A 19,435-nucleotide genomic window follows, 5' to 3' on the forward strand; every position below is an offset into this window, starting at 1 on the left:
TCTCTTGTGTTCGCATCTTCATTTGCTCATAAAAAATACCCCATCTATATAGAAGGGGTAAGTTCATTTTTCTCGATTCCTTTATGCTCTGTCGCCAACAACAGCAATGCGTTCATTTACATGTTTGCCTTGTTCAGCCTCATCAAGGACAGCGATAGCAAAGTCTGCATAGCTTATATAACTATCTCCTTGATTGTTGAAGAATAGTTTATCTTTTCCTTTTTGATAGCTTCCGCTTCGTTTACCTTCTGCGTCGAAGAAAGCACCTGGGCTAATATATGTCCAATTGACGTTTTGGCTGTTTTGAAGTTGCGCTAAATCTTTCCCCATTTGTGTAGCAGTTGGCAGGTAAGCTTTAGGAAAATCTGCTGTTTCATATAAACGAGTTTCTTCGTCTACATATAAACTGCCTGCACCACCAACAACGATTAGCCTAGATTGCTGACCTTTTAGCGCATCAATTAGTACTTTGCCTGCTTCCACATGTTGTTCCTCTTGGCCTTGAGGTGATTTAAAAGCATTCACAATGATATCGTATTTTTTTACGTCCTTAGCTTGTATATCGAAAATGTTTTTTTCTATCACTTCTACTTGGCTATTATTTATTCTTCCTGCATTTCTTACGATTGCCGTTACTTCATGTTCTCTGGCTACTGCTTCATCCAAAATGAATTGACCTGCTTTTCCACTTGCCCCGATAATGCCTATTTTCATAATAAAAATACCTCCATGTTGTAATTAAGTTAATTACATGTAATCATTATAGTTACAGGTATCTTTTTTGTCAATTCTCACCTTTTTCCTTTTCTTGTGATTGCGGTATAATAATATTCACTATGATTCTTCCTTTTAAAGAAAGGTGATAAACATGACCATAAGCAGTCGATTTGCTGTGGGAATTCATATATTAACATTACTTGAATTAAATAAAGAGATTAATACCTCTGAAACGATAGCAGGCAGTGTTAATACAAATCCAGCCGTCATTCGCAAAATTATCGGGATGCTGAAAAAAGCCGATCTCGTTGAAGTCCACCCTGGGAAAGCTGGGGCTAAACTTAAAAAAGGCTTAGCAGACATTACTCTACTTGACGTCTATCAAGCCGTTGAAGTCGTTTCGGAAAATGAGTTATTCAGTCTCCATGACCAACCGAACCCTGATTGTTTTGTAGGGAGAAATATTCAACAAACGATAGAACCTATTTTTATCTCAGCACAGCTTGCCATGGAAAAGGTTCTCTTAAATGTGACGCTTGAAGATGTTGTAAGGGAAATTGATAATAAATAGAAGGCGCCCCGAGGTCCATTTTCGGGCGCTTTCTATTTGTTAAAGTAACGACTATCTCGTGTTATAATATCATTATTTTCACTATTACAAATTCAGTAGGGGCGGAGCAGATGAAGTGGAAAAACTTTGGCTTAAAAGGAAAAATGATTGCTTTAATTAGCTTACTCATTTTGCTTGTATTTTTGATTTTTACTATTTATTTATTTCGCTACCTATCCGATATGGTTGAAGAACAAACAGGACAAAAAGCGTTAAGCTTAGCACATACAGTTGCCAATATACCTGAAATTCAGGATGCCTTTGAGCTAAGTAATCCCGCTTCTACCATTCAGAAAATCATTACACCTATTCAAGAGGCATCAGGAGCTGAGTTTATTGTTGTTGGCAATAGAGATGGCATTAGATATTCTCACCCTAACCCTGATTTTATTGGGAAGAAAATGGTTGGCGGCGATAATAAACGGGCGATTTTGAACGGTGAATCTTATCAATCTAAAAAAGAGGGAACATTGGGATTATCTATTCGGGGGAAAGTACCGATTAAAAAGGATGGGGAAATCATTGGTGTCGTTTCCGTTGGTTTTCTCAACGGGAATATTCAAGAAATTATTCAAGATAAGAGCAAACCACTATTCGTTGCACTCGTATTAGCGATTTTATTAGGTATGGCTGGGGCCGTTTTAATTACTAACTATATAAAAAGAATATTATTTCATATGGAGCCGGAGCAGATCTCTCAATTATATTATCAAAATAAAGCGATTCTACAGTCCACACATGAAGGAATGATCGCTGTTGATCATTTAGGACACATCACTGCCGTTAATAAGAACGCGAGAGAGATTATCGGGACAGATGCCGAAGAAAGCGAATTTATAGGGCGCGAGATTCGCGCATTACTGCCAGTTCCTCAGCAGATAACAGGACTTATTCGTGATCAAGAATTAATATTAGGTGAGACGATTATTCTCCTAAACGGAGTCTCCCTTCAAGGAGAACAGCCTGGGGCCGTTTATACCTTTAGGAAAAAAACAGAGTTAGCAGGCGTAGTCAAAGAATTGAGTCGAATTAAACAATATGCTCATGCGCAAAGGGCATTCACCCATGAATTTTCTAACAAAATGCATATCATTCTTGGACTATTACAAAATAATGAAACGCAAAAAGCGATGTCCTTTATTCGTAAAGAAAATCATTCGCAAATGACCCGTTTAAATTTTTTAACGAAAAGGATTGCTGATCCCCTATTGCAAGCATTATTACAAGGTAAGTACAATCAGGCAAATGAGTGGGGCATCGAGATGACGATCCATGAAGAGAGTAGAATGATGATATCATTTTCGCTAGAAAGACAGAATGCTATTTTAACAGCACTAGGGAATATTATTGAAAATGCCTTAGAAGCTGTAAGAGGCCAAAAAAATGGCGTGCGCGAAGTAAGTATTTACTTTACAGATATCGGAAATGATTGTGTTTTCGAGGTTCAAGATTCAGGTACTGGCATTGAAGACAAGTTGCTGGAGAAAATCTTTGATCAAGGATTTACGATGAAAGAAGGCGACTATCGTGGGGTAGGCTTAGCTATTTCTAAAAAAATGATTAACGACGTAGACGGCGAGATCCTTGTAGAAAGTGGGGAAAATAGTGGAACGAGTTTTATCATTATTTTACCAAAGAAGGGGAAGAGTAAGGATGGAAAAATACCACGTATTCATTATTGAAGATGATTTCCGAGTAGCAGATATTAACAAAAGTTATATTGAGCAAAATCATCAATTCTCCGTTAAAGAGGTTGCTCGAAGCGCTGCGGATGCACTATTTTATTTAGAAAAGAATGCTCATGAAATTGATGTTATTTTTCTAGATATATATATTCCTGATGTGGAGGGTATGTCATTACTTTGGAAAATACGTTCGCTTTATCCATCCATTGATATCATTATTATTAGTGCTGAAAAACAAGCCCACTCTGTTAGAGTCGCATTAAGAGCAGGGGTATTTGATTATGTAGTGAAACCCGTTAGTATGGATCGACTCCTCCAAAGTTTAAATCGCTATGAACGTTTTAGACAACAATGGACAGATGAGCAATTAGATCAAGAACAAGTGGATGAACTAACAAACGTATTTCATATTCATCCTACCCATGTGGAAGAAGAGCAATTACTCCCAAAGGGCATTGATGCGATTACGCTAGAAAAGATCCTACACTTGTTTGAAGGATTAGTAGAAGAAGGTTTAACAGCAGTTGAATTAAGTGAGCAAACTGGTATAAGTCGCTCAACCTCTCGTAGATATTTAGAATATCTCGTATCTATGAATCGGGTAGAGACGCGACTCATTTACGGTAGTGTCGGTCGACCACAAAGAAAGTACGTGATCTGTTCATGAAACTTATGAACAAAATAGATAAGAAAGAATAATATTCAGATTATGAACAAAATATTCTTTCTTTTTCCTCCTCGTGTTATTTTCATACTAATCTTATTTTTATGATATTTGAAAACGCATTCATCAATGAATGAACGAAGAGGGGAAGGAAAAAATTGAGTTTGAGTTTAATAGGTATTATTACAATTATAATTATTGTCGCTTTACTGATTAGTGGAAAAGTCAGTCCGATTGTTGCGATGGTGATTCCACCAATTATCGGCGCTATGCTTGCAGGGTATAGTTTTGCTGAGGTTGGGGGATTTTTTGAAAGCGGTATAAGTTCTGTTATTAACGTCGCAGTCATGTTTATGTTTGCTATTATTTTCTTTGGTATATTACAAGATGTTGGCCTATTTGATCCATTAATTAATAAGCTTGTTTCCTTTTCAAATGGAAATATTATCGCTGTAACGGTCGGTACTGTATTGGTCGCAACAGTTGCTCACTTAGATGGCTCTGGTGCATCAACATTTTTATTAACCATTCCTGCACTATTACCTCTGTACAAACGATTAAAAATGAATCCTTACCTATTACTTCTGTTAATTGCGGGAAGTGCAGGGATTGTCAATATGATTCCTTGGGCCGGCCCATTAGGAAGAACAGCGTCGGTATTAGAAATGGATGTAACGGAGCTTTGGAAGCCGCTTATTCCTATCCAATTAATTGGATTATTATTAATACTCTCATTGGCTGTTTATATGGGTATAAGGGAGAAGAAACGTATTACAAAAATGTATGGTTCCTTAGAAGCAGCTGCTGCGATTGAAGTTGCTGAAGACTTCCATGATCAAGAAGCAGAAAAGGCAGCGGCAAATCACCTCGCTAGACCCAAGCTAATTTGGGTCAATGCAATCTTAGCCCTGCTCGTCTTAGGGGTTCTCGTATCAGGTATTATCCCTGCAGGACTGGCCTTTTTAATTGGTGTTAGTATCATCTTACCTATTAACTTTAGAACAGTCGATGAGCAAATGGCGAGAGTTAAAGCTCATGCACCAGGAGCAATGACAATGGCATCCATTATCATCGCAGCAGGTCTATTTTTAGGTGTCCTCAATGGAACCGGTATGTTAACAGCTATTGCTGAGGATGCAGCTAGTATTCTACCTGCCTTTATTGGCCCATTTGTCCATATTATCGTTGGAATATTTGGTGTTCCTTTTGATCTAGTCTTGAGTACTGATGCATATTACTTTGCTTTATTACCAGTAGTTGATCAAATTGCAGCCACATACGGAGTCGCCTCTTTATCAACGGCTTATGCTATGATTATTGGTAATATTGTTGGTACCTTTGTCAGTCCACTTGCTCCAGCTGTTTGGCTTGCCCTAGGTCTTGCTGGCCTAGAGATGGGCAAACATTTACGCTATTCGCTCTTCTGGCTTTGGGGACTAAGTATTGTGCTCGTTCTGACTGCTGTAGTCATTGGTGTGATATAAATATGATTCGTTCGCTACTAATCTGCAAGTTCTGCTTGTTTGTTAGTAGCGATTTTCTAATTAAATGACTAACCTTTGATTTGTTTTCAATGCATCCAACCATTTTATCGTCAACAGTTTTGGCAATGCGGACATATCATGATGAAACTGGACAAATTTATCGCATTTATAACGAATCTGAGCTAGTTGAATCTCATATATTCGCTGTGGTCAATTCTCCATAAACCTCTTTTCTTTTATTAGTCGCGGTTCTCGCTTTTGCGCTACTTATCTTTTCCTTTCTTCTTTTATTAGTCGCGGTTCTCACTTTTGCGCTACTTATCTTTTCCTTTCTCCTTTTATTAGTCGCGGTTCTCGCTTTTACGCTACTTATCTTTTCCTTTCTCCTTTTATTAGTCGCGATTCTCACTTTTGCGCTACTTATCTTCTCCTCTCTTCTTTTTTTAGTCGCGGTTCTCGCTTTTGCGCTACTTATCTTCTCCTCTCTTCTTTTTTTAGTCGCGATTCTCGCTTTTACGCTACTTATCTTTTCCTCTCTTCTTTTATTAGTCGTGATTCTCGCTACTGCGCTACTTATCTTCTCCTCTCTTCTTTTATTAGTCGCGATTCTCGCTTTTACGCTACTTATCTTCTCCTCTCTTCTTTTATTAGTCCTGATTCTCGCTTTTACGCTACTTATCTTCTCCTCTCTTCTTTTTTTAGTCGCAATTCTTACTTTTACGCTACTTATCTTTTCCTCTCTTCTTTTTTTAGTCCTGATTCTCGCTTTTGCGCTACTTATCTTCTCCTCTCTTCTTTTTTTAGTCGCGGTTCTCGCTTTTGCGCTACTTATCTTAGAAAAAAACGGTGTTTAGACGACATTATATTATTTTCTATTTGAAAGAGTCCGAGGGTGAAATGATAGTAAAAATCACTTTCACATCTAATAATTCTTTTTTTCAATTCCATTTATCATCTATCTTTTATTGTTTCCTTTATCCATTTTTAGTACAATTAAGAAAAATCTTACTATTAATCTAGTAGAGGACGTGATGTGCATGAAACCTCAGATCACTGTGATTACACTAGGAGTCGATGATTTAGAGAAGGCTGTTTATTTTTATCATCATGGTCTTGGATTTCCAACAGACGGAATTGCTGGTACAGAATATGAACATGGTGCTGTCGCTTTTTTTGACTTACAACCAGGTTTGAAAATGGCATTATGGAAACGGGAGGATTTGGCTCATGATGCTCATATTCAGCAGGGGCCAGCTAGTGCCACGGAGTGTTCACTTGGTCACAATGTGAGTAGTAAGGAAGAAGTAAATACAATCATGCAGCGTGCAAAAGAAGCAGGTGCGACGATTACAAAGGATGCGCATGAGACTTTTTGGGGCGGATATGCTGGATATTTTCAAGATCCGGATGGACATCTTTGGGAAGTTGTATGGAATCCAGCTTGGTCTTAATTGAGGGATGATGAAATGAAATGGATAACTGTATTAAATAGTCTGACTCTCATATTATTCACCGTTCTTTTCTTTGCTGATTATTTTCCTAAAAGTATCGTAGCAGAGACAATACCACAAGGCATTTTACTTCTTTTGTTAATTGGCACCCTAATTGGGAAGGGGTATCTGGACAAACATGCCTACAGTTTGAAAGATCAAATCATTTCCTTTCTTTATATGATCTTTTTAATGAGTCTATTCACTTTTCTAGGGGGGAAATCCCAAATCGGCTTTTCTTTTGATGGTTATCTATTCTGGTTTTCAAGCATCATTGCCTCCATCAATATATATAAAGAGTGGAAAGAGATGAAACAGGAGAAGATTATAACAGCTAACTAGAAACGCCATGCTTATTTGTGACGTTTTTGATCTTCCTTCTTTTCGAATTTGATGACAGCTTGCCCAATTGTTACTAATAGCATCAGCATTACTCCTACACCTACGACTAAATAAAGAATCGTAAACCATTTACTTATTGTTGTATCTGGCACTAGACCTGTATTTACACTGGAAGGAATAAGACTGACAAATGCATAATAAAAAGAATCAATCCAATTCCACCCCTCTTGATTGTGATAAAACATCGTACCAGAAAAAAGAATAAATAGCAGAGTTGTTAATAGCGATTTAAATACAGGTTCCTTCATTGCTCTATACACCGCCGACAGCAGTCGGCCTATTGTGATAACTAAGGAAATCATCCACTCTTGTCCTTTCTATTGATTTCCTTATTAGTTTGTATCAACATTCATTTTTATACTCTTTACCTATTAGTCATAAGGAGTGAAATACAGATGAAAGAAAAATTCAAAATTGCTATCATCTTAATTTTGATCGCCTCACTTGTTTCCTCTTTTGTACTCTTCTTTATCGGATATTATCTTGTCGGTTTTTTTGTTGGAGGGTTATTCATATGCATCGCTAGTATTATTGGCCAATATGCGAATCAAACAAGTGCAATGTATGTGCAAAAACACAATAGAAGAGACCTATAACGTTACCTTTCAAATATTTGCATACGCTTTTTCTCTATTTCCTGTAGTTTATTCTGCATGACATCTTTTTCACCCCTAATTTGATGAAGCACTGCCTGCACTTTTCTTTTTGTTTTCTCTGTCTCGTCGTAACTATCATTAATCTTTCCATGAACGACCCAATCAACAATGATACCGTCGAAGAAATAATCAGCAAAGGTTAACAGATTACCAATCTCATGTTGAGAGGAAAAATGGTTGTCTATATCCAAAAGCTCTTCTTGGAACTGTCTTAACAACCGTTGTGCAATATGGATCGCTGATTTCGCCTGATCTAAATGGCTATGCTTCATCGCAGTAGAAAGGGCTCCGCCACCGAACATATCAAAAGTGGACCAACTTTTTGACGAAGAGAGTGAATCTAAAGCTTGATCAAATGCTCTTACTGTCCTGCTACCAACTTCAATCGCTTCTTCAAATTCCTTTAAATTCGCGTGCACTTCCGCTTCTTCATTTGCCAAATCAAATAATCGCTTACTTCCCATCTCATCATGAGAGTGAATCATTCGCTCTTTTTCTTTTAATAATGACTTATATTGCACATCTGCATCGGCAACTTCTTGCCACTTCCCTTTATATTCAATAAGCTCTGCATTCATATCATCAATCGCTTCAATCGCTTCTGTATATTTCAATTTGGCCGCTAAGACCTCTTGTTGTTCTTTATCTAACTTCTCAAGTTTTTGGCCTGTAATCGTATAGAAAATGTTTGTTAAACTAAATCCTTCTAGCTTTTTCACATCTTCTTTTTCTTTTTCTAACTGAATTTGTAATTGTTCCTTCTTCTGGCCCTCTTCTCGAATATGGTCCGTCAGACGTTCTATATGCATTTCGTATTTTTGTTTTTTTCTTTGATTATCCTTCGTTTTAGCCAAACGCTCATTAATATTCTGAAACATTGCCATCCCCCTTGGAAAGGTTCTAATGATATCTTTACGTTTTAAATGGAATAAAGTTTCATTTCTTAAAACGATCTCCTGTGTTTGCATAAATGATGGTAAAAAGAAGAAGGGCTACAAATAGAACCATACCTAGTATATAGAGCCAAGTTAATTTCAATAGATCACTTAATGCCCATAATAGGAGGCTTAAACATATACCATAGATTACCTTGCTCATGAATTTACACAAAGCGACCCGATTGTATTTAGCTTTCTCACTATCCGACATTGTATTAAAACCCGCAATTAACCATGCACCTTTTCCTTTTGATAGAGCAATAGCGAAGCAGTCAAAAGTTAACTAAATACTGATTTAATGAGAAAGAGAAAAGATTAAACGATCGACGAACCGCACTCATTTTATTAGATTGGTGCCTCCCGATGAACTGAATTCACCTGAAGTTCATTTAAATATGGGAATTTCTTTCTCTTTTTTACATCAATCTCGTAAAAACAACCATTGTCCCAGGAATCGCAATAATCATTATACTGAAAAGGATAATTAATACTTGGTTCGCGCTCAATTGCCACATACCTAAAGACCCTTGTCCAGTAATTAAGAATAATATCAAAATAACAACAAACAAAATAAAATAATTCGCAGTCATTGCCTTACCAATAATTGCTTTTGCTCGTTCATCCCTAGGAAAAATATGCGGAGATAAATATGCAAAGAAAAGTTGACTCACACCCAATGCCAAGATCATGACAGAATCAACAAACTCCCCTCGAGCAAAATCTTCATAAGAAAAATAAATACCTAAAATAGTTAGTAACACACCTAAACTTAAGTACAGATAACGATTTTCTTTCGCTTTACCTACCATCTTCCCCACTTCCCTTTCAAAACAATCTAGATAATCATGCATTTGTTTATCCATATTAAATGTTAAGTTTACTTTACAATAACTGATTATGCAGAGCAAGGTACATTTGATCGTTTCGTGTACTTGATACACCGTTATAATGAAATCTCTGTGAGCACAGAACCCCTATTTTTGCGGGAATGGATTGAATTAAATGGATGAAGATATTGTGAGTAGTTTTATCATGTCGGTCGCTTCACCTCAGTGAATCTGTACTTACTTTAGGCTAGGTGTTTTGGCAGATAACTTTCCTTTTCTAATGTGATCTACTGCTTTCATGCAAAAGAACGAATGTATCTATTGATGTATTGCGCGTATTTTGGCTTTCCACGCAATTGTGCTCGGACTTCCTTTCGCTTTTGCGCGCAATTCTGCTCGGACTTCCTTCCGCTTTTGCGCGTATTTTGGTTTTGCGCGCAATTCTGCTCTGACTTCCTTTCGCTTTTGCGCGTATTTTGGTTTTGCGCGCAATTCTGCTCTGACTTCCTTTCGCTTTTGCGCGTATTTTGGTTTTGCTCGCAATTCTACTCGGACTTCCTTCCGCTTTTGCGCGTATTTTGGTTTTGCTCGCAATTCTACTCGAACTTCCTTTCGCTTTTGCGCGTATTTTGGTTTTGCGCGCAATTCTGCTCTGACTTCCTTCCGCTTTTGCGCGTATTTTGGTTTTGCTCGCAATTCTGCTCGGACTTCCTTCCGCTTTTGCGCGTATTTTGGTTTTGTGCGCAATTCTGCTCGGACTTCCTTTCGCTTTTGCGCGTATTCTAGCTTTGCGCGCAATTCTACTCGGACTTCCTTCCGCTTTTGCGCGTATTTTGGTTTTGCGCGCAATTCTGCTCAGACTTCCTTTCGCTTTTGCGCGTATTTTGGTTTTGCGCGCAATTCTGCTCGGACTTCCTTTCGCTTTTGCGCGTATTCTAGCTTTGCGCGCAATTCTTCTCAGACTTCCTTTCACTTTTGCGCATATTCTAGCTTTGCGCGCAATTCTACTCGAACTTCCTTTCGCTTTTGCGCGTATTTTGGTTTTGCGCGCAAGTCGGATTCATGCTCAATAAATTTTGTCTTTCTTGATGTGATTCAGTAGTCTTCCATTATCAGATACGCTGTTGAACCTAGTTAAGTACGCAGCAAAAGAATAATTATTTTTCTTATTTCATTATTTTTTTATTGAAAAACAATAAATAACCTGTTAAAGTAACATTAACAAAATTCGGAGGTATCCATTCATGTTTTTTTCCATACAACAGCTCGTACGATTTGGTTGGTCACAGGCGTTATCTTGTATTTTTCCAGTTGTTATTTTTGCATCATTGGCGATTACGCAGATCATCCCCCTCCCTCTATTACCAAGATACGATTGGCTCCTGCTCATTTGTATAGTGACTCAGTGGTTAATGATTCGCTCTGGACTTGAAACAAAAGATGAGTTGAAAGTCATCACTCTTTTTCATATCATTGGGTTGGCATTGGAGATCTTCAAAGTACATATGGGGTCATGGGCTTATCCAGAGGAAGCTTACTCGAAGGTTTTCGGGGTTCCCTTGTATAGTGGCTTTATGTATGCAAGTGTGGCGAGTTATTTATGTCAGGCTTGGCGAAGACTAGATGTTAAATTGATCAAATGGCCACCTTTTATATTGTCAGTGCCACTCGCTACAGCTATCTATTTAAACTTTTTCACTCATCATTTCTGGATTGATATACGTTGGTGGTTGGGCGCGGCTGTAATAGTTGTATTCTTCAGGACTGCGGTAGCGTATAAAGTTGGTCACAAGTTTTACCATATGCCACTGGCCCTCTCGTTTGTACTCATTGGCTTCTTTATTTGGATTGCTGAAAATATTGCCACCTATTTTGGGGCGTGGCAATATCCAAACCAAACAGAAGCATGGAGTTTAGTTCATTTAGGAAAAGTAAGTTCATGGCTCTTACTTGTTATCGTGAGTTTTCTGATTGTCGCGACTTTGAAAATCGTGAAGGAAAAGCAACCTACCATCCGATTAAAAGTGGATGATTATGAATCACTTCACTCTAACAGATTAGGAGAAAACTAAACATATTTGCTCACACTTCTTAATCATTTTGTTTCCACTTGTGTGGGCATTCCCTGTTTGCCCACACTTCCTGCTCATTTGGTACCCTCTTGTGTGGGCATTCCTAATTTGCCATACTTCTTGCTCATTTTGTACCCGCTCGTGTGAGTATTACCTATTCACTCATACTTCCTGCTAATTTCGACTCATTTTGTGGCTCATTCCCATTCCACTTGATCAGTCTACCCGCTTGGTTTTATCTCTCTTAACCTCCTGACTTACTTATTTTATTTTACCAACCGCTCTTTTTAGAACCCGCTTGTACCACGAAAAAGCACGAACAAAAAAATTTGCTCGTGCCTCCAATTTATCTAGATAAAAATCCTTTAGAGATTGTTTTAAAGATCTCCATACCTGACATAGCCCCGTAGCTGGCCTTTGTGTTTTTGGTTGGCGAGAGTGGTGTAATGAACGGGTGGTTAGATTTGATTAGTAGTGGACGGTCGAGTACAATTAGTTCTCCTGCTTCTACTCCCTTTTGTACCTCTACTGTATGGTCGAGTTTCATCCCTGTATCCAACTGTCTTCGTTCGACATAACCTCCAGCACCAAGGATATAACTCACTTGTTTTTTATCTGTGTGTTTAATCGTTTTTACGGGAACAGTCGTTGCTCCCTGTACTTCATTGGTAACGATTTTTACATTGACATGCTGGCCAAAAACGCTTGTTCCATCTTCTGGCTCGGTTAATTGTACCGTATACAAGTAACTATTCTCCTTGCCAATCTCTGGTGTTTCTTCTGGATATACGGAAACGGTATCAATAGTCCCTTCTAATTGTTTATTACTATTTTCATATGTAATCAGGACCTTCATGCCCGGTAAGATTTGTTGCACTTCATCCTCTGTTAATTCCCCTTCGATTTTTTGCTCGTTAGAGATGATTGTGAGAATCGGATTTTCAAGCGTATGCTTTAGTTCCTTTACCGTTCCTGAAATCATGCTTTCTGCAGTGAGTTCTATCATGCTTGAATCAGCTGCGGTTAGCATTTCTTCGTATTTCTCGATTTCACTTTCCAACTTACTTTTATCCAATTCTTTATTCTCTATATCGCGAGCGATCGATTGTTGTATATACGCTGTGCTATCAAAGGGCTCTACTTGTACAATAATTGAATCATCATTTGGGGTCTGCAATTGCTGACTCGTACCTGTTGACGAAGCTGGCATTGTGTTTGATGTGGCAAGTAACTGTTCCATCTGAGAAATATGCTGATCTAAACTCGCCACTTCCTGATTGAGACGATCGATTTCCATTTGAAAAGCACTCTTTGTTGCATTAATATTTTGTGGGGAATATTCAAGTACGGCTGTTCCTGGTTCTACTGCCTGACCTTTTTCCACAAGAAAGCCCTGAAAACTCCCTTTATCTTGATCGTGGTAGAAAAACTGCTCTTCTTTTGGCATAAACATACCAGCAACAGGTAGCGTTTCTATTAAATCCTGTTCGTTGGCAACGGTCCATTTTGAAATATAGTTTACGCGGTTAATCTCTTTTTCACTTGTAAATATAAGTGTGATATTCAAAGCAATGAATAACGTAATCACTGCTGCTATCAAAAGCTTCCATTTCAGCTTCATGAGAGAACCCCTTCTTAAATAATATTTTCGAATTTAATGTATGAAAGTAAGGATGATATAACTGCAACAAATAAATAAAAACCTATTAAAGTCCCAATAATAAAACGTGGGGATCGCTCAGATAAGTGGCGATAATACTTATATGTAAGAATGATAGCCCATACTTTGAATAACGTAATATTGCCTAGAAAGAATATAATGAGCTCAATCGAAGTAAACGTTTGGGCAATAATTCCTAGTGAAAATATATTCGATTCAGCACTGATTCCTAAAAACAAATGTACTGGAATGAGAACTAATTTTTCTATTAAAAATATCATCGTAATAATCAGTTGTACAAATAATAATTTACGATAATCTACTTCTAATATGGTCCAAAAAAAGAGTGAAGGAATAAAGATAGCTAATAATATCCAGATGAGTCCCCATGTTACCTGTCCCACAGCAAAAAAAGTTTGATAGGCTTCATATCCACTCCTCGTTAAATCCGGCAATGATCTTGAAACATACTCACTACCTATACCGAAAAAAGCTGAAATGCCTGCAATAATGATACTCGCTAAAGTAAGCCAAACAACCGGTTTCCATAAACCGACAACTTCCTCCTCTTTTCCCAATTGATAAGCGACAAATTGCGGCTGTTTCAATCCACGGAAAAGAGGTACTCGTTCACTCATACTATGTCCCCCAAGCCAAAAATTTCTAGTCTATTTATATTGTAACTGAAAAATCATATATTTGAATAGTTTAAAGGTACCATTAAGGCACGAAAAACCCTTTTATGTCAAGGTTCGACACGATTCGTCATCTATCGTTCTTTTTACATAAATAGACCGATTAAGAAATGGATATTTTCGTTTGATTAAAGAGTATATTTTTACGAAAGTCGTTCTTTCCATAATCCTGCGGGCGGCTTCAACCTTTGCCTAGAAAATGGTATAATGGAGGAATGCTAAAAAGGTACAATAATTGATGTGAATGGAGTGAAGGCTATGGATAATGGGATTCCTGAGCGTTTTTTAGAGCCGTTAGAGGATATGGCACGCAAAGTGAAGGAAGAGCTAGACGCACACGCAGCTACTGATCAAGCACTTGTGCAAAAAGGGTTAATTCTATACCGTCAAGGGCTCGTGAAGCAGATTCGCTATGAGTCACACTCCATCACAGCAGCTGTATTAGATGTAAACCGAGTCCAAGTGTCCCTTAATATAGAAGATTATCATATAAGTCGTTGTTCTTGTCCTGCAGAAGATACTTGTAGACATATGATGGCGGTATTCTTTTATCTGTTAGCGAAAAATAACAGTGTTTCTAATTGGATAGAGAGTTGGCGTGCCCCCATTAAGGAACGGAAGACCTTAGCAGACCTTGGCTTGAAGCGCGCACGTGACCTTATGCAAACGAACCCAACAAAACAACCTGATTATGATAATTGGATTCGTACCTTTACAGAGAATTTCCAGCAAATTATGTATCAATCTGGACAATATCCAAAGCCATACGTCGTTTCTGATTTATTTTATATATATTTACGAAAAATAAATGCCTATGCCCCTATAAAAAAAGAATGGAAATTGCTATACCAATTAATTGGTAGCATGCATACATTTATGCTACTCGAACAATTTGCCACTGAATGTAAACATAGTGAAAAGGAGATAGAACGCCATTATCTCCACCTTTTTCAAGACTTAATGGAAGAGTCCTCTGTCATGATGGAAAGACTTTCCCAGCAAACAGTCCCATTTGCCTTTGATCCATTTATCGAACGGTTAAGAAATGAAGCAACAGCCTTAATAGACCACCGTTCTGAGATAGTTCAATTTGAAAGAATTCAACTATACCGTAGACTTTGGACACAATTTTTCAAACAAAAGAGTTGGCGTGAAGAAGAGTTAGAGAAACTACGTACACTATATGAAACTGATGCCTCGCTATCATGTACTATCGGCATGGCCCATTTACATTTTTTACTACATGATGATCAAAAAGTGTTTCAATTGATCGATGAGGGCGATTATGATTATACACCTTATTTCTTTTATTGGATATATCAACTAAATGCTCAAAAAGAATGGAAACGTGCAGAACAATATATCGAAACACTCCTTCCTTATGCAATTAAATACTTAGAGGAAGAAGATGACTTTCATAAATGCTCAGACCTCGTAAAAATGGTTTTAGAGGTCATTACACCTTATTGCCAACAAACAAAACGGAATGACTTATACGAAAAAGTTTTAACTGAAACATTACCTTATAGCTTTTATTATTACGATGATTTCTTATATGAATATGAACAATGGGAGAAATGGGTTGATCTCCAAGCACTGCTCAGCATCCGACTCACTGACATTTCACAAGAGCGGCTAGAGCGTCTTGAAAAAGCAGAGCCCACATTGCTACTTCCCTTATACCATCAAGCAATTCAACACGATATCCATTTAAAAAGTCGTGAGCAATACCGTCAAGCAGTGAAGAAAATGCAAAAACTTCGTTCACTTTATGAAAAATTATCATTGGCTAGTGAATGGGAACAATTCCTAGAGGAGCTGTTAGAAAGCACAAAACGACTACGTGCTTTTCAGGAAGAATGTAAAAGAGGGAAACTAATTCATGCTTAAAACGAGGATGATCTCCATACAAATAAATATGATTAAAGCGGATGCCTTTTTCATTTTCGCTAAAGATGATAAGGAAAGAACGATACCTCCTGTTGACTGGAAGCCCATGCTTTTTTACTCTCATAGCGAAAGCTTCTTTGGCACGATGATTAATGAAAAAACTATCGATGGTATCAGTGGTTTTCTTTTAGATAGTTGGGAGATTGTTACATTATTTTCCAACGAGCAGTTTAATCGTTTTATTCATTGGAAATGGGATGAAACAGCTGAGATTCTACTAGCTGCTGCTCCAATCCTCAAAGATTGCATCGATGAGCGTCAATGGATGCCCGATTTTGACGCTTGGGAAAGTGACCACTTTCGCTGGGCATTGCCAGCTGATGTCATTAATGAATTTCACCCTGATTTTTGGGAACAGTCATTGTTAGATGAACCAATCAAACCGATGATTCAGCAGCTTTTCCATCATGCCCTTGACCATTATTTACAAAAAAACAAGCAGGCGAAAGCGGCGTTCGGAGAGAAGCTACTTACTTTACGCAACGAATATCTCTCTGCACGAGCATTAGCTGCGTATTTTGATGAAGAAAAGTGGCAGGAATGGATAGGGATAAAAGAAATTCCTACACCATTTTCACTCGGGATTAAACTTGAGGAGCCAGCAGAAGATGACCTCACATGGTCCCTTTCCGTATTTTTAAGAGGAAGAGAAAATCCAGATCTCTTTGTTGATTACAAAGATGAAGGGAATTATCCTCCTGGTTGGCTCGATTACGAGGGGGAAGTAGACAAGGAAATGATTCGTATTCTCGAGATGTTTCCATGGTTAGAAGGAAAGAAACAACAATTGACCACTCAACTTACAGAAGAAGAAGCATGGTTATTCTTAACTGAAGCGAGTGAGACCTTACTTGCTCTTGACGTTGAAATCCTTCTCCCTTCTTGGTGGCAAGCAATGAAAAAGGCAAGCATGAATGTAAAGGCAAAGGTTAAAGCATCAAGCAGTCACAGGCCATCCTTTGTTGGATTGCAGGCTATGCTTGATTATGATTGGCGCTTCTCGATGAATGGTGTCGAACTATCTGAAGAAGAATTTCGGCAAATGGTTGAAGAGAAACGTCGCCTTGTATATATTCGCGGCCGATGGATTAAGCTTGATCCCCATTTTGTAAAGCATATTCAAAGTTTAATGAAGAAAGCCGAGCAAGAAGGACTTCATGTCCGGGATTTAATCGAACAAGAATTGCTTGGTGGGGAAAATGATGAAGATCAAGCACAAAGCCAGCGGGCATTCGCAAAAGTACAAATAGAATTAAATCGTCAATGGAGGAAAATGGTTAATCAACTACGGAATATTCATGATATCCCCATTGAGCCTATTCCAGCTGGATTGGCAGGAGACTTACGACCATATCAAAAACTCGGCATGAGCTGGTTATTATTTTTACGTTCGTTTAAATTTGGTGCCATCCTTGCTGATGATATGGGCCTTGGAAAAACGATCCAATTGATTTCATATATACTGGCAGTAAAAGAGCAAGAGGACGGAAACCATACACAACCTGCCCTAATTGTCTGTCCTACTTCTGTTTTAGGAAATTGGCAAAAGGAATTTGAAAAGTTTGCCCCTGATTTAAATGTTTATCTTCATTACGGTTCTTATCGTGCCAAAGGAAAAGTATTAGAAAAAGCAGTGAAGGAAGCAGATGTTGTGCTTACTTCGTATGGGCTAACTCACTTAGATATTGATAGCCTAAAGGAAATCGAATGGAGTTCTGTAAGTATTGATGAGGCACAGAATATTAAAAATGCACAAACAAAGCAATCGCAAGCCGTCAGGCAATTACAGGGAACGCATCATATCGCCTTGACAGGAACACCCATGGAGAACCGTCTCTCTGAGCTTTGGTCCATTTTTGACTTTACCAACCATGGTTACCTTGGTAGTCTAGGTGCTTTTCATAAACGCTTTGTTCTTCCGATTGAAAAAGACCAGGATGAGGAAAAAGTTAAACAACTGCAAGCATATATTCGTCCCTTCCTTTTACGCAGAACGAAGAAAGATGAAGAAGTGGCGTTAAATCTGCCCGACAAGCTCGAACAGAAGGAATATTGTCCACTCACTTCAGAACAGGCTGCTCTTTATGAGCAATTGGTGCAAGATACATTTGCGCAGATTGAAAAGCTAACTGGTTTTGAAAGAAAGGGTCTTATCTTACAGTTACTTAGTCGCCTAAAGCAATTATGTAATCACCCAGCTCTCTATTTAAAGGAAAAAGTCGAAAATCATGCATTAATTTCCCGCTCTTCAAAATTAGAGAAACTTGATGAATTAATTGCTGCTGTCCACGAGCAAGGAGAAAGCTGCTTAGTGTTTACGCAATACATCGAGATGGGTCATATGATTCAGCAACTGCTTGAGAAGAAATATGGCTTTGAAGTCCCTTTTTTAAATGGCAGTGTGCCTAAAGGGAATCGTGATATCATGATTGAACGTTTCCAAAACAAGGAGTTCCCGGTCTTTCTTTTATCATTAAAAGCTGGTGGAACGGGGCTAAACCTTACCGCTGCAAACCACGTCATTCATTATGACCGCTGGTGGAATCCTGCTGTTGAAAATCAAGCGACTGACCGCGCTTATCGAATTGGGCAGAAACGATTTGTCCATGTCCATAAGTTAATATGCACAGGAACATTAGAAGAAAAAATTGACCGCATGCTTGATCAGAAGCAATCACTTAATGAACAAATTATTCAAAGCGAAGCCTGGCTAACAGAATTATCTACGGATGAGTTACGCGATTTGATCTTGCTGTCATAGTGTGTTGAAAAAGCTGCCTTATTCGGGCAGCTTCTTCTTTTTAAACCTTTAATTCCTGCCTATCTTTCTTATGATTACTTAAGAAGATAACCGCTTCGTTACACATAAATAGCGTTTGCTTCAATAACGGATCATTGATGGGAGTAGTTCTTTGGATGGGTGTGCGTTGTTGGAAGGAAACACGGTGGAAATCTTTAGAAGTTGGATTTGAGATTAATTGGAGGGCATCGTAAAAACTAATCGGACATAGAACTTCTTTTCTTTGGTAGACAAGAGGTTCATTCATAACTTCACCTCCTCTCTATAGGTATTTATGACCATTTCGACAAAGTTTGCTGAATATCCTTTTGGAAAATGGTTGTTTTTACTTTTTTAATTAGATGGCAGTTCGCAAATGTGATGGCATGTCTGTATGGGTTGTGTTACGCTCTCATTTTTGTTATTGCTTCTGAGTGACTTGCTTAACCTATTTGCGCGGCGCTCAGCTCTTGGTTTTCTTCTGAATGACTCACAAACTCTATTTGCTACGCGCTCAGCTCTGGGTTTTCTTCTGAGTGACTCTCAAATCCTATTTGCAAGGCGCTATGCTCTTGGTTTTCTTCTGAATGACTCTTAAACACTATTTGCTACGCGCTCTGCTCTTGGTTTTCTTCTGAGAGACTCTCAAATCCTATTTGCAGGGCGCTCTGCTCTTGGTTTTCTTCTGAATGACTCACAAACTCTATTTGCTAGGCGCTCTGCTCTTGGTTTTCTTCCGAAGGACTCACAAACTCTATTTGCTAGGCGCTCTGCTCTTGGTTTCCTTCTGAATGATTCACAAACAC

General features: G+C 38.3%; 19 protein-coding genes. 10 read left to right on the top strand and 9 right to left on the bottom strand.

All coding sequences use genetic code 11. The features are described 5' to 3' along the window. Positions 1-81 precede the first annotated feature (81 nt). Positions 82-714, bottom strand: a complete 633-nt coding sequence (locus MKX78_RS22020) for an NAD(P)-dependent oxidoreductase (protein ID WP_307318258.1) — start codon at positions 712-714, stop codon at positions 82-84. Positions 715-868: 154 nt separating this feature from the next. On the opposite strand from MKX78_RS22020, the gene MKX78_RS22025 reads away from it, so the two are divergent. The 6 genes from MKX78_RS22025 to MKX78_RS22050 all read left to right on the top strand — a co-directional run bounded on the left by MKX78_RS22025 (position 869) and on the right by MKX78_RS22050 (position 6,992). Beyond that, on the top strand, positions 869-1,288 hold the full coding sequence (locus tag MKX78_RS22025; RefSeq protein ID WP_095371644.1) for an Rrf2 family transcriptional regulator: 420 nt from the start codon (positions 869-871) through the stop codon (positions 1,286-1,288). Positions 1,289-1,398: 110 nt separating this feature from the next. Further along, the gene (locus MKX78_RS22030; protein ID WP_307318256.1) at positions 1,399-3,009 is read left to right on the top strand and encodes an ATP-binding protein; all 1,611 of its coding nucleotides are present in this window, start codon (positions 1,399-1,401) and stop codon (positions 3,007-3,009) included. Next, entirely contained in the window at positions 2,981-3,679 is a 699-nt protein-coding gene (locus MKX78_RS22035) for a response regulator (RefSeq protein ID WP_341052430.1), read from the top strand. The genes MKX78_RS22030 and MKX78_RS22035 overlap by 29 nt, the downstream gene beginning before the upstream one ends. A gap of 155 nt (positions 3,680-3,834) precedes the next feature. Next, positions 3,835-5,160: a CitMHS family transporter gene (locus MKX78_RS22040; protein WP_095371640.1), complete on the top strand. Its 1,326-nt coding sequence runs from the start codon at positions 3,835-3,837 to the stop codon at positions 5,158-5,160. Between the two features lie 1,037 nt (positions 5,161-6,197). After that, complete coding sequence (locus tag MKX78_RS22045; protein ID WP_095371638.1) at positions 6,198-6,611, top strand: VOC family protein; 414 nt, start codon at positions 6,198-6,200, stop codon at positions 6,609-6,611. Between the two features lie 15 nt (positions 6,612-6,626). Beyond that, positions 6,627-6,992, top strand: coding sequence for a hypothetical protein (locus MKX78_RS22050; RefSeq protein ID WP_307318250.1), 366 nt, complete (start codon positions 6,627-6,629; stop codon positions 6,990-6,992). An 11-nt stretch (positions 6,993-7,003) separates the two neighbouring features. Here MKX78_RS22050 and MKX78_RS22055 read toward each other — a convergent pair whose 3' ends face one another. Then, entirely contained in the window at positions 7,004-7,300 is a 297-nt protein-coding gene (locus tag MKX78_RS22055) for a potassium channel family protein (protein WP_341052434.1), read from the bottom strand. Between the two features lie 147 nt (positions 7,301-7,447). Between MKX78_RS22055 and MKX78_RS22060 the strand changes: the two genes are divergently transcribed. Next, complete coding sequence (locus tag MKX78_RS22060) at positions 7,448-7,648, top strand: hypothetical protein (RefSeq protein WP_095371635.1); 201 nt, start codon at positions 7,448-7,450, stop codon at positions 7,646-7,648. Between the two features lie 2 nt (positions 7,649-7,650). On the opposite strand, the gene MKX78_RS22065 is transcribed toward MKX78_RS22060, so the two are convergent. From MKX78_RS22065 to MKX78_RS22080, 4 genes are all read right to left on the bottom strand, one after another. Further along, on the bottom strand, positions 7,651-8,586 hold the full coding sequence (locus MKX78_RS22065; RefSeq protein WP_341052437.1) for a hypothetical protein: 936 nt from the start codon (positions 8,584-8,586) through the stop codon (positions 7,651-7,653). A 58-nt stretch (positions 8,587-8,644) separates the two neighbouring features. Then, entirely contained in the window at positions 8,645-8,908 is a 264-nt protein-coding gene (locus tag MKX78_RS22070) for a DUF3784 domain-containing protein (protein WP_095371633.1), read from the bottom strand. Between the two features lie 154 nt (positions 8,909-9,062). Further along, the gene (locus MKX78_RS22075) at positions 9,063-9,455 is read right to left on the bottom strand and encodes a hypothetical protein (protein WP_095371632.1); all 393 of its coding nucleotides are present in this window, start codon (positions 9,453-9,455) and stop codon (positions 9,063-9,065) included. 336 nt (positions 9,456-9,791) lie between these two features. Next, complete coding sequence (locus tag MKX78_RS22080) at positions 9,792-10,322, bottom strand: hypothetical protein (protein WP_341052444.1); 531 nt, start codon at positions 10,320-10,322, stop codon at positions 9,792-9,794. A gap of 395 nt (positions 10,323-10,717) precedes the next feature. On the opposite strand from MKX78_RS22080, the gene MKX78_RS22085 reads away from it, so the two are divergent. Next, positions 10,718-11,545, top strand: a complete 828-nt coding sequence (locus tag MKX78_RS22085; protein WP_341052448.1) for a DUF817 domain-containing protein — start codon at positions 10,718-10,720, stop codon at positions 11,543-11,545. 346 nt (positions 11,546-11,891) lie between these two features. On the opposite strand, the gene MKX78_RS22090 is transcribed toward MKX78_RS22085, so the two are convergent. Then, positions 11,892-13,166 carry an efflux RND transporter periplasmic adaptor subunit gene (locus MKX78_RS22090; RefSeq protein ID WP_341052451.1) on the bottom strand — a complete coding sequence of 425 codons (1,275 nt, stop codon included), beginning with the start codon at positions 13,164-13,166 and terminating at the stop codon, positions 11,892-11,894. Positions 13,167-13,180: 14 nt separating this feature from the next. Continuing rightward, positions 13,181-13,843, bottom strand: a complete 663-nt coding sequence (locus MKX78_RS22095; RefSeq protein ID WP_341052453.1) for a hypothetical protein — start codon at positions 13,841-13,843, stop codon at positions 13,181-13,183. A 315-nt stretch (positions 13,844-14,158) separates the two neighbouring features. Here MKX78_RS22095 and MKX78_RS22100 point away from each other — a divergent pair, with 315 nt between their 5' ends. Together MKX78_RS22100 and MKX78_RS22105 are read left to right on the top strand one after the other, a co-directional pair. Continuing rightward, positions 14,159-15,790, top strand: coding sequence for an SWIM zinc finger family protein (locus MKX78_RS22100; RefSeq protein ID WP_095371627.1), 1,632 nt, complete (start codon positions 14,159-14,161; stop codon positions 15,788-15,790). Beyond that, positions 15,783-18,611 carry a DEAD/DEAH box helicase gene (locus tag MKX78_RS22105; RefSeq protein ID WP_341052458.1) on the top strand — a complete coding sequence of 943 codons (2,829 nt, stop codon included), beginning with the start codon at positions 15,783-15,785 and terminating at the stop codon, positions 18,609-18,611. The genes MKX78_RS22100 and MKX78_RS22105 overlap by 8 nt, the downstream gene beginning before the upstream one ends. A 40-nt stretch (positions 18,612-18,651) precedes the next feature. On the opposite strand, the gene MKX78_RS22110 is transcribed toward MKX78_RS22105, so the two are convergent. Beyond that, positions 18,652-18,897, bottom strand: a complete 246-nt coding sequence (locus MKX78_RS22110; RefSeq protein WP_095371625.1) for a hypothetical protein — start codon at positions 18,895-18,897, stop codon at positions 18,652-18,654. Positions 18,898-19,435: the final 538 nt, after the last annotated feature.

The sequence above is a fragment of the Cytobacillus sp. FSL R5-0569 genome (genome assembly GCF_038007265.1).
Lineage (GTDB): Bacteria > Bacillota > Bacilli > Bacillales > Cytobacillaceae > Cytobacillus > Cytobacillus kochii.

Coding starts and splice junctions, on each gene's coding strand:
- MKX78_RS22075 (WP_095371632.1), bottom strand. CDS start 9,455: ATGGTAGGTAAAGCGAAAGAAAATCGTTATCTGTACTTAAGTTTAGGT.
- MKX78_RS22105 (WP_341052458.1), top strand. CDS start 15,783: ATGCTTAAAACGAGGATGATCTCCATACAAATAAATATGATTAAAGCG.
- MKX78_RS22025 (WP_095371644.1), top strand. CDS start 869: ATGACCATAAGCAGTCGATTTGCTGTGGGAATTCATATATTAACATTA.
- MKX78_RS22100 (WP_095371627.1), top strand. CDS start 14,159: ATGGATAATGGGATTCCTGAGCGTTTTTTAGAGCCGTTAGAGGATATG.
- MKX78_RS22065 (WP_341052437.1), bottom strand. CDS start 8,586: ATGTTTCAGAATATTAATGAGCGTTTGGCTAAAACGAAGGATAATCAA.
- MKX78_RS22020 (WP_307318258.1), bottom strand. CDS start 714: ATGAAAATAGGCATTATCGGGGCAAGTGGAAAAGCAGGTCAATTCATT.
- MKX78_RS22085 (WP_341052448.1), top strand. CDS start 10,718: ATGTTTTTTTCCATACAACAGCTCGTACGATTTGGTTGGTCACAGGCG.
- MKX78_RS22035 (WP_341052430.1), top strand. CDS start 2,981: ATGGAAAAATACCACGTATTCATTATTGAAGATGATTTCCGAGTAGCA.
- MKX78_RS22045 (WP_095371638.1), top strand. CDS start 6,198: ATGAAACCTCAGATCACTGTGATTACACTAGGAGTCGATGATTTAGAG.
- MKX78_RS22090 (WP_341052451.1), bottom strand. CDS start 13,166: ATGAAGCTGAAATGGAAGCTTTTGATAGCAGCAGTGATTACGTTATTC.
- MKX78_RS22030 (WP_307318256.1), top strand. CDS start 1,399: ATGAAGTGGAAAAACTTTGGCTTAAAAGGAAAAATGATTGCTTTAATT.
- MKX78_RS22110 (WP_095371625.1), bottom strand. CDS start 18,897: ATGAATGAACCTCTTGTCTACCAAAGAAAAGAAGTTCTATGTCCGATT.
- MKX78_RS22060 (WP_095371635.1), top strand. CDS start 7,448: ATGAAAGAAAAATTCAAAATTGCTATCATCTTAATTTTGATCGCCTCA.
- MKX78_RS22095 (WP_341052453.1), bottom strand. CDS start 13,843: ATGAGTGAACGAGTACCTCTTTTCCGTGGATTGAAACAGCCGCAATTT.
- MKX78_RS22055 (WP_341052434.1), bottom strand. CDS start 7,300: ATGAAGGAACCTGTATTTAAATCGCTATTAACAACTCTGCTATTTATT.
- MKX78_RS22050 (WP_307318250.1), top strand. CDS start 6,627: ATGAAATGGATAACTGTATTAAATAGTCTGACTCTCATATTATTCACC.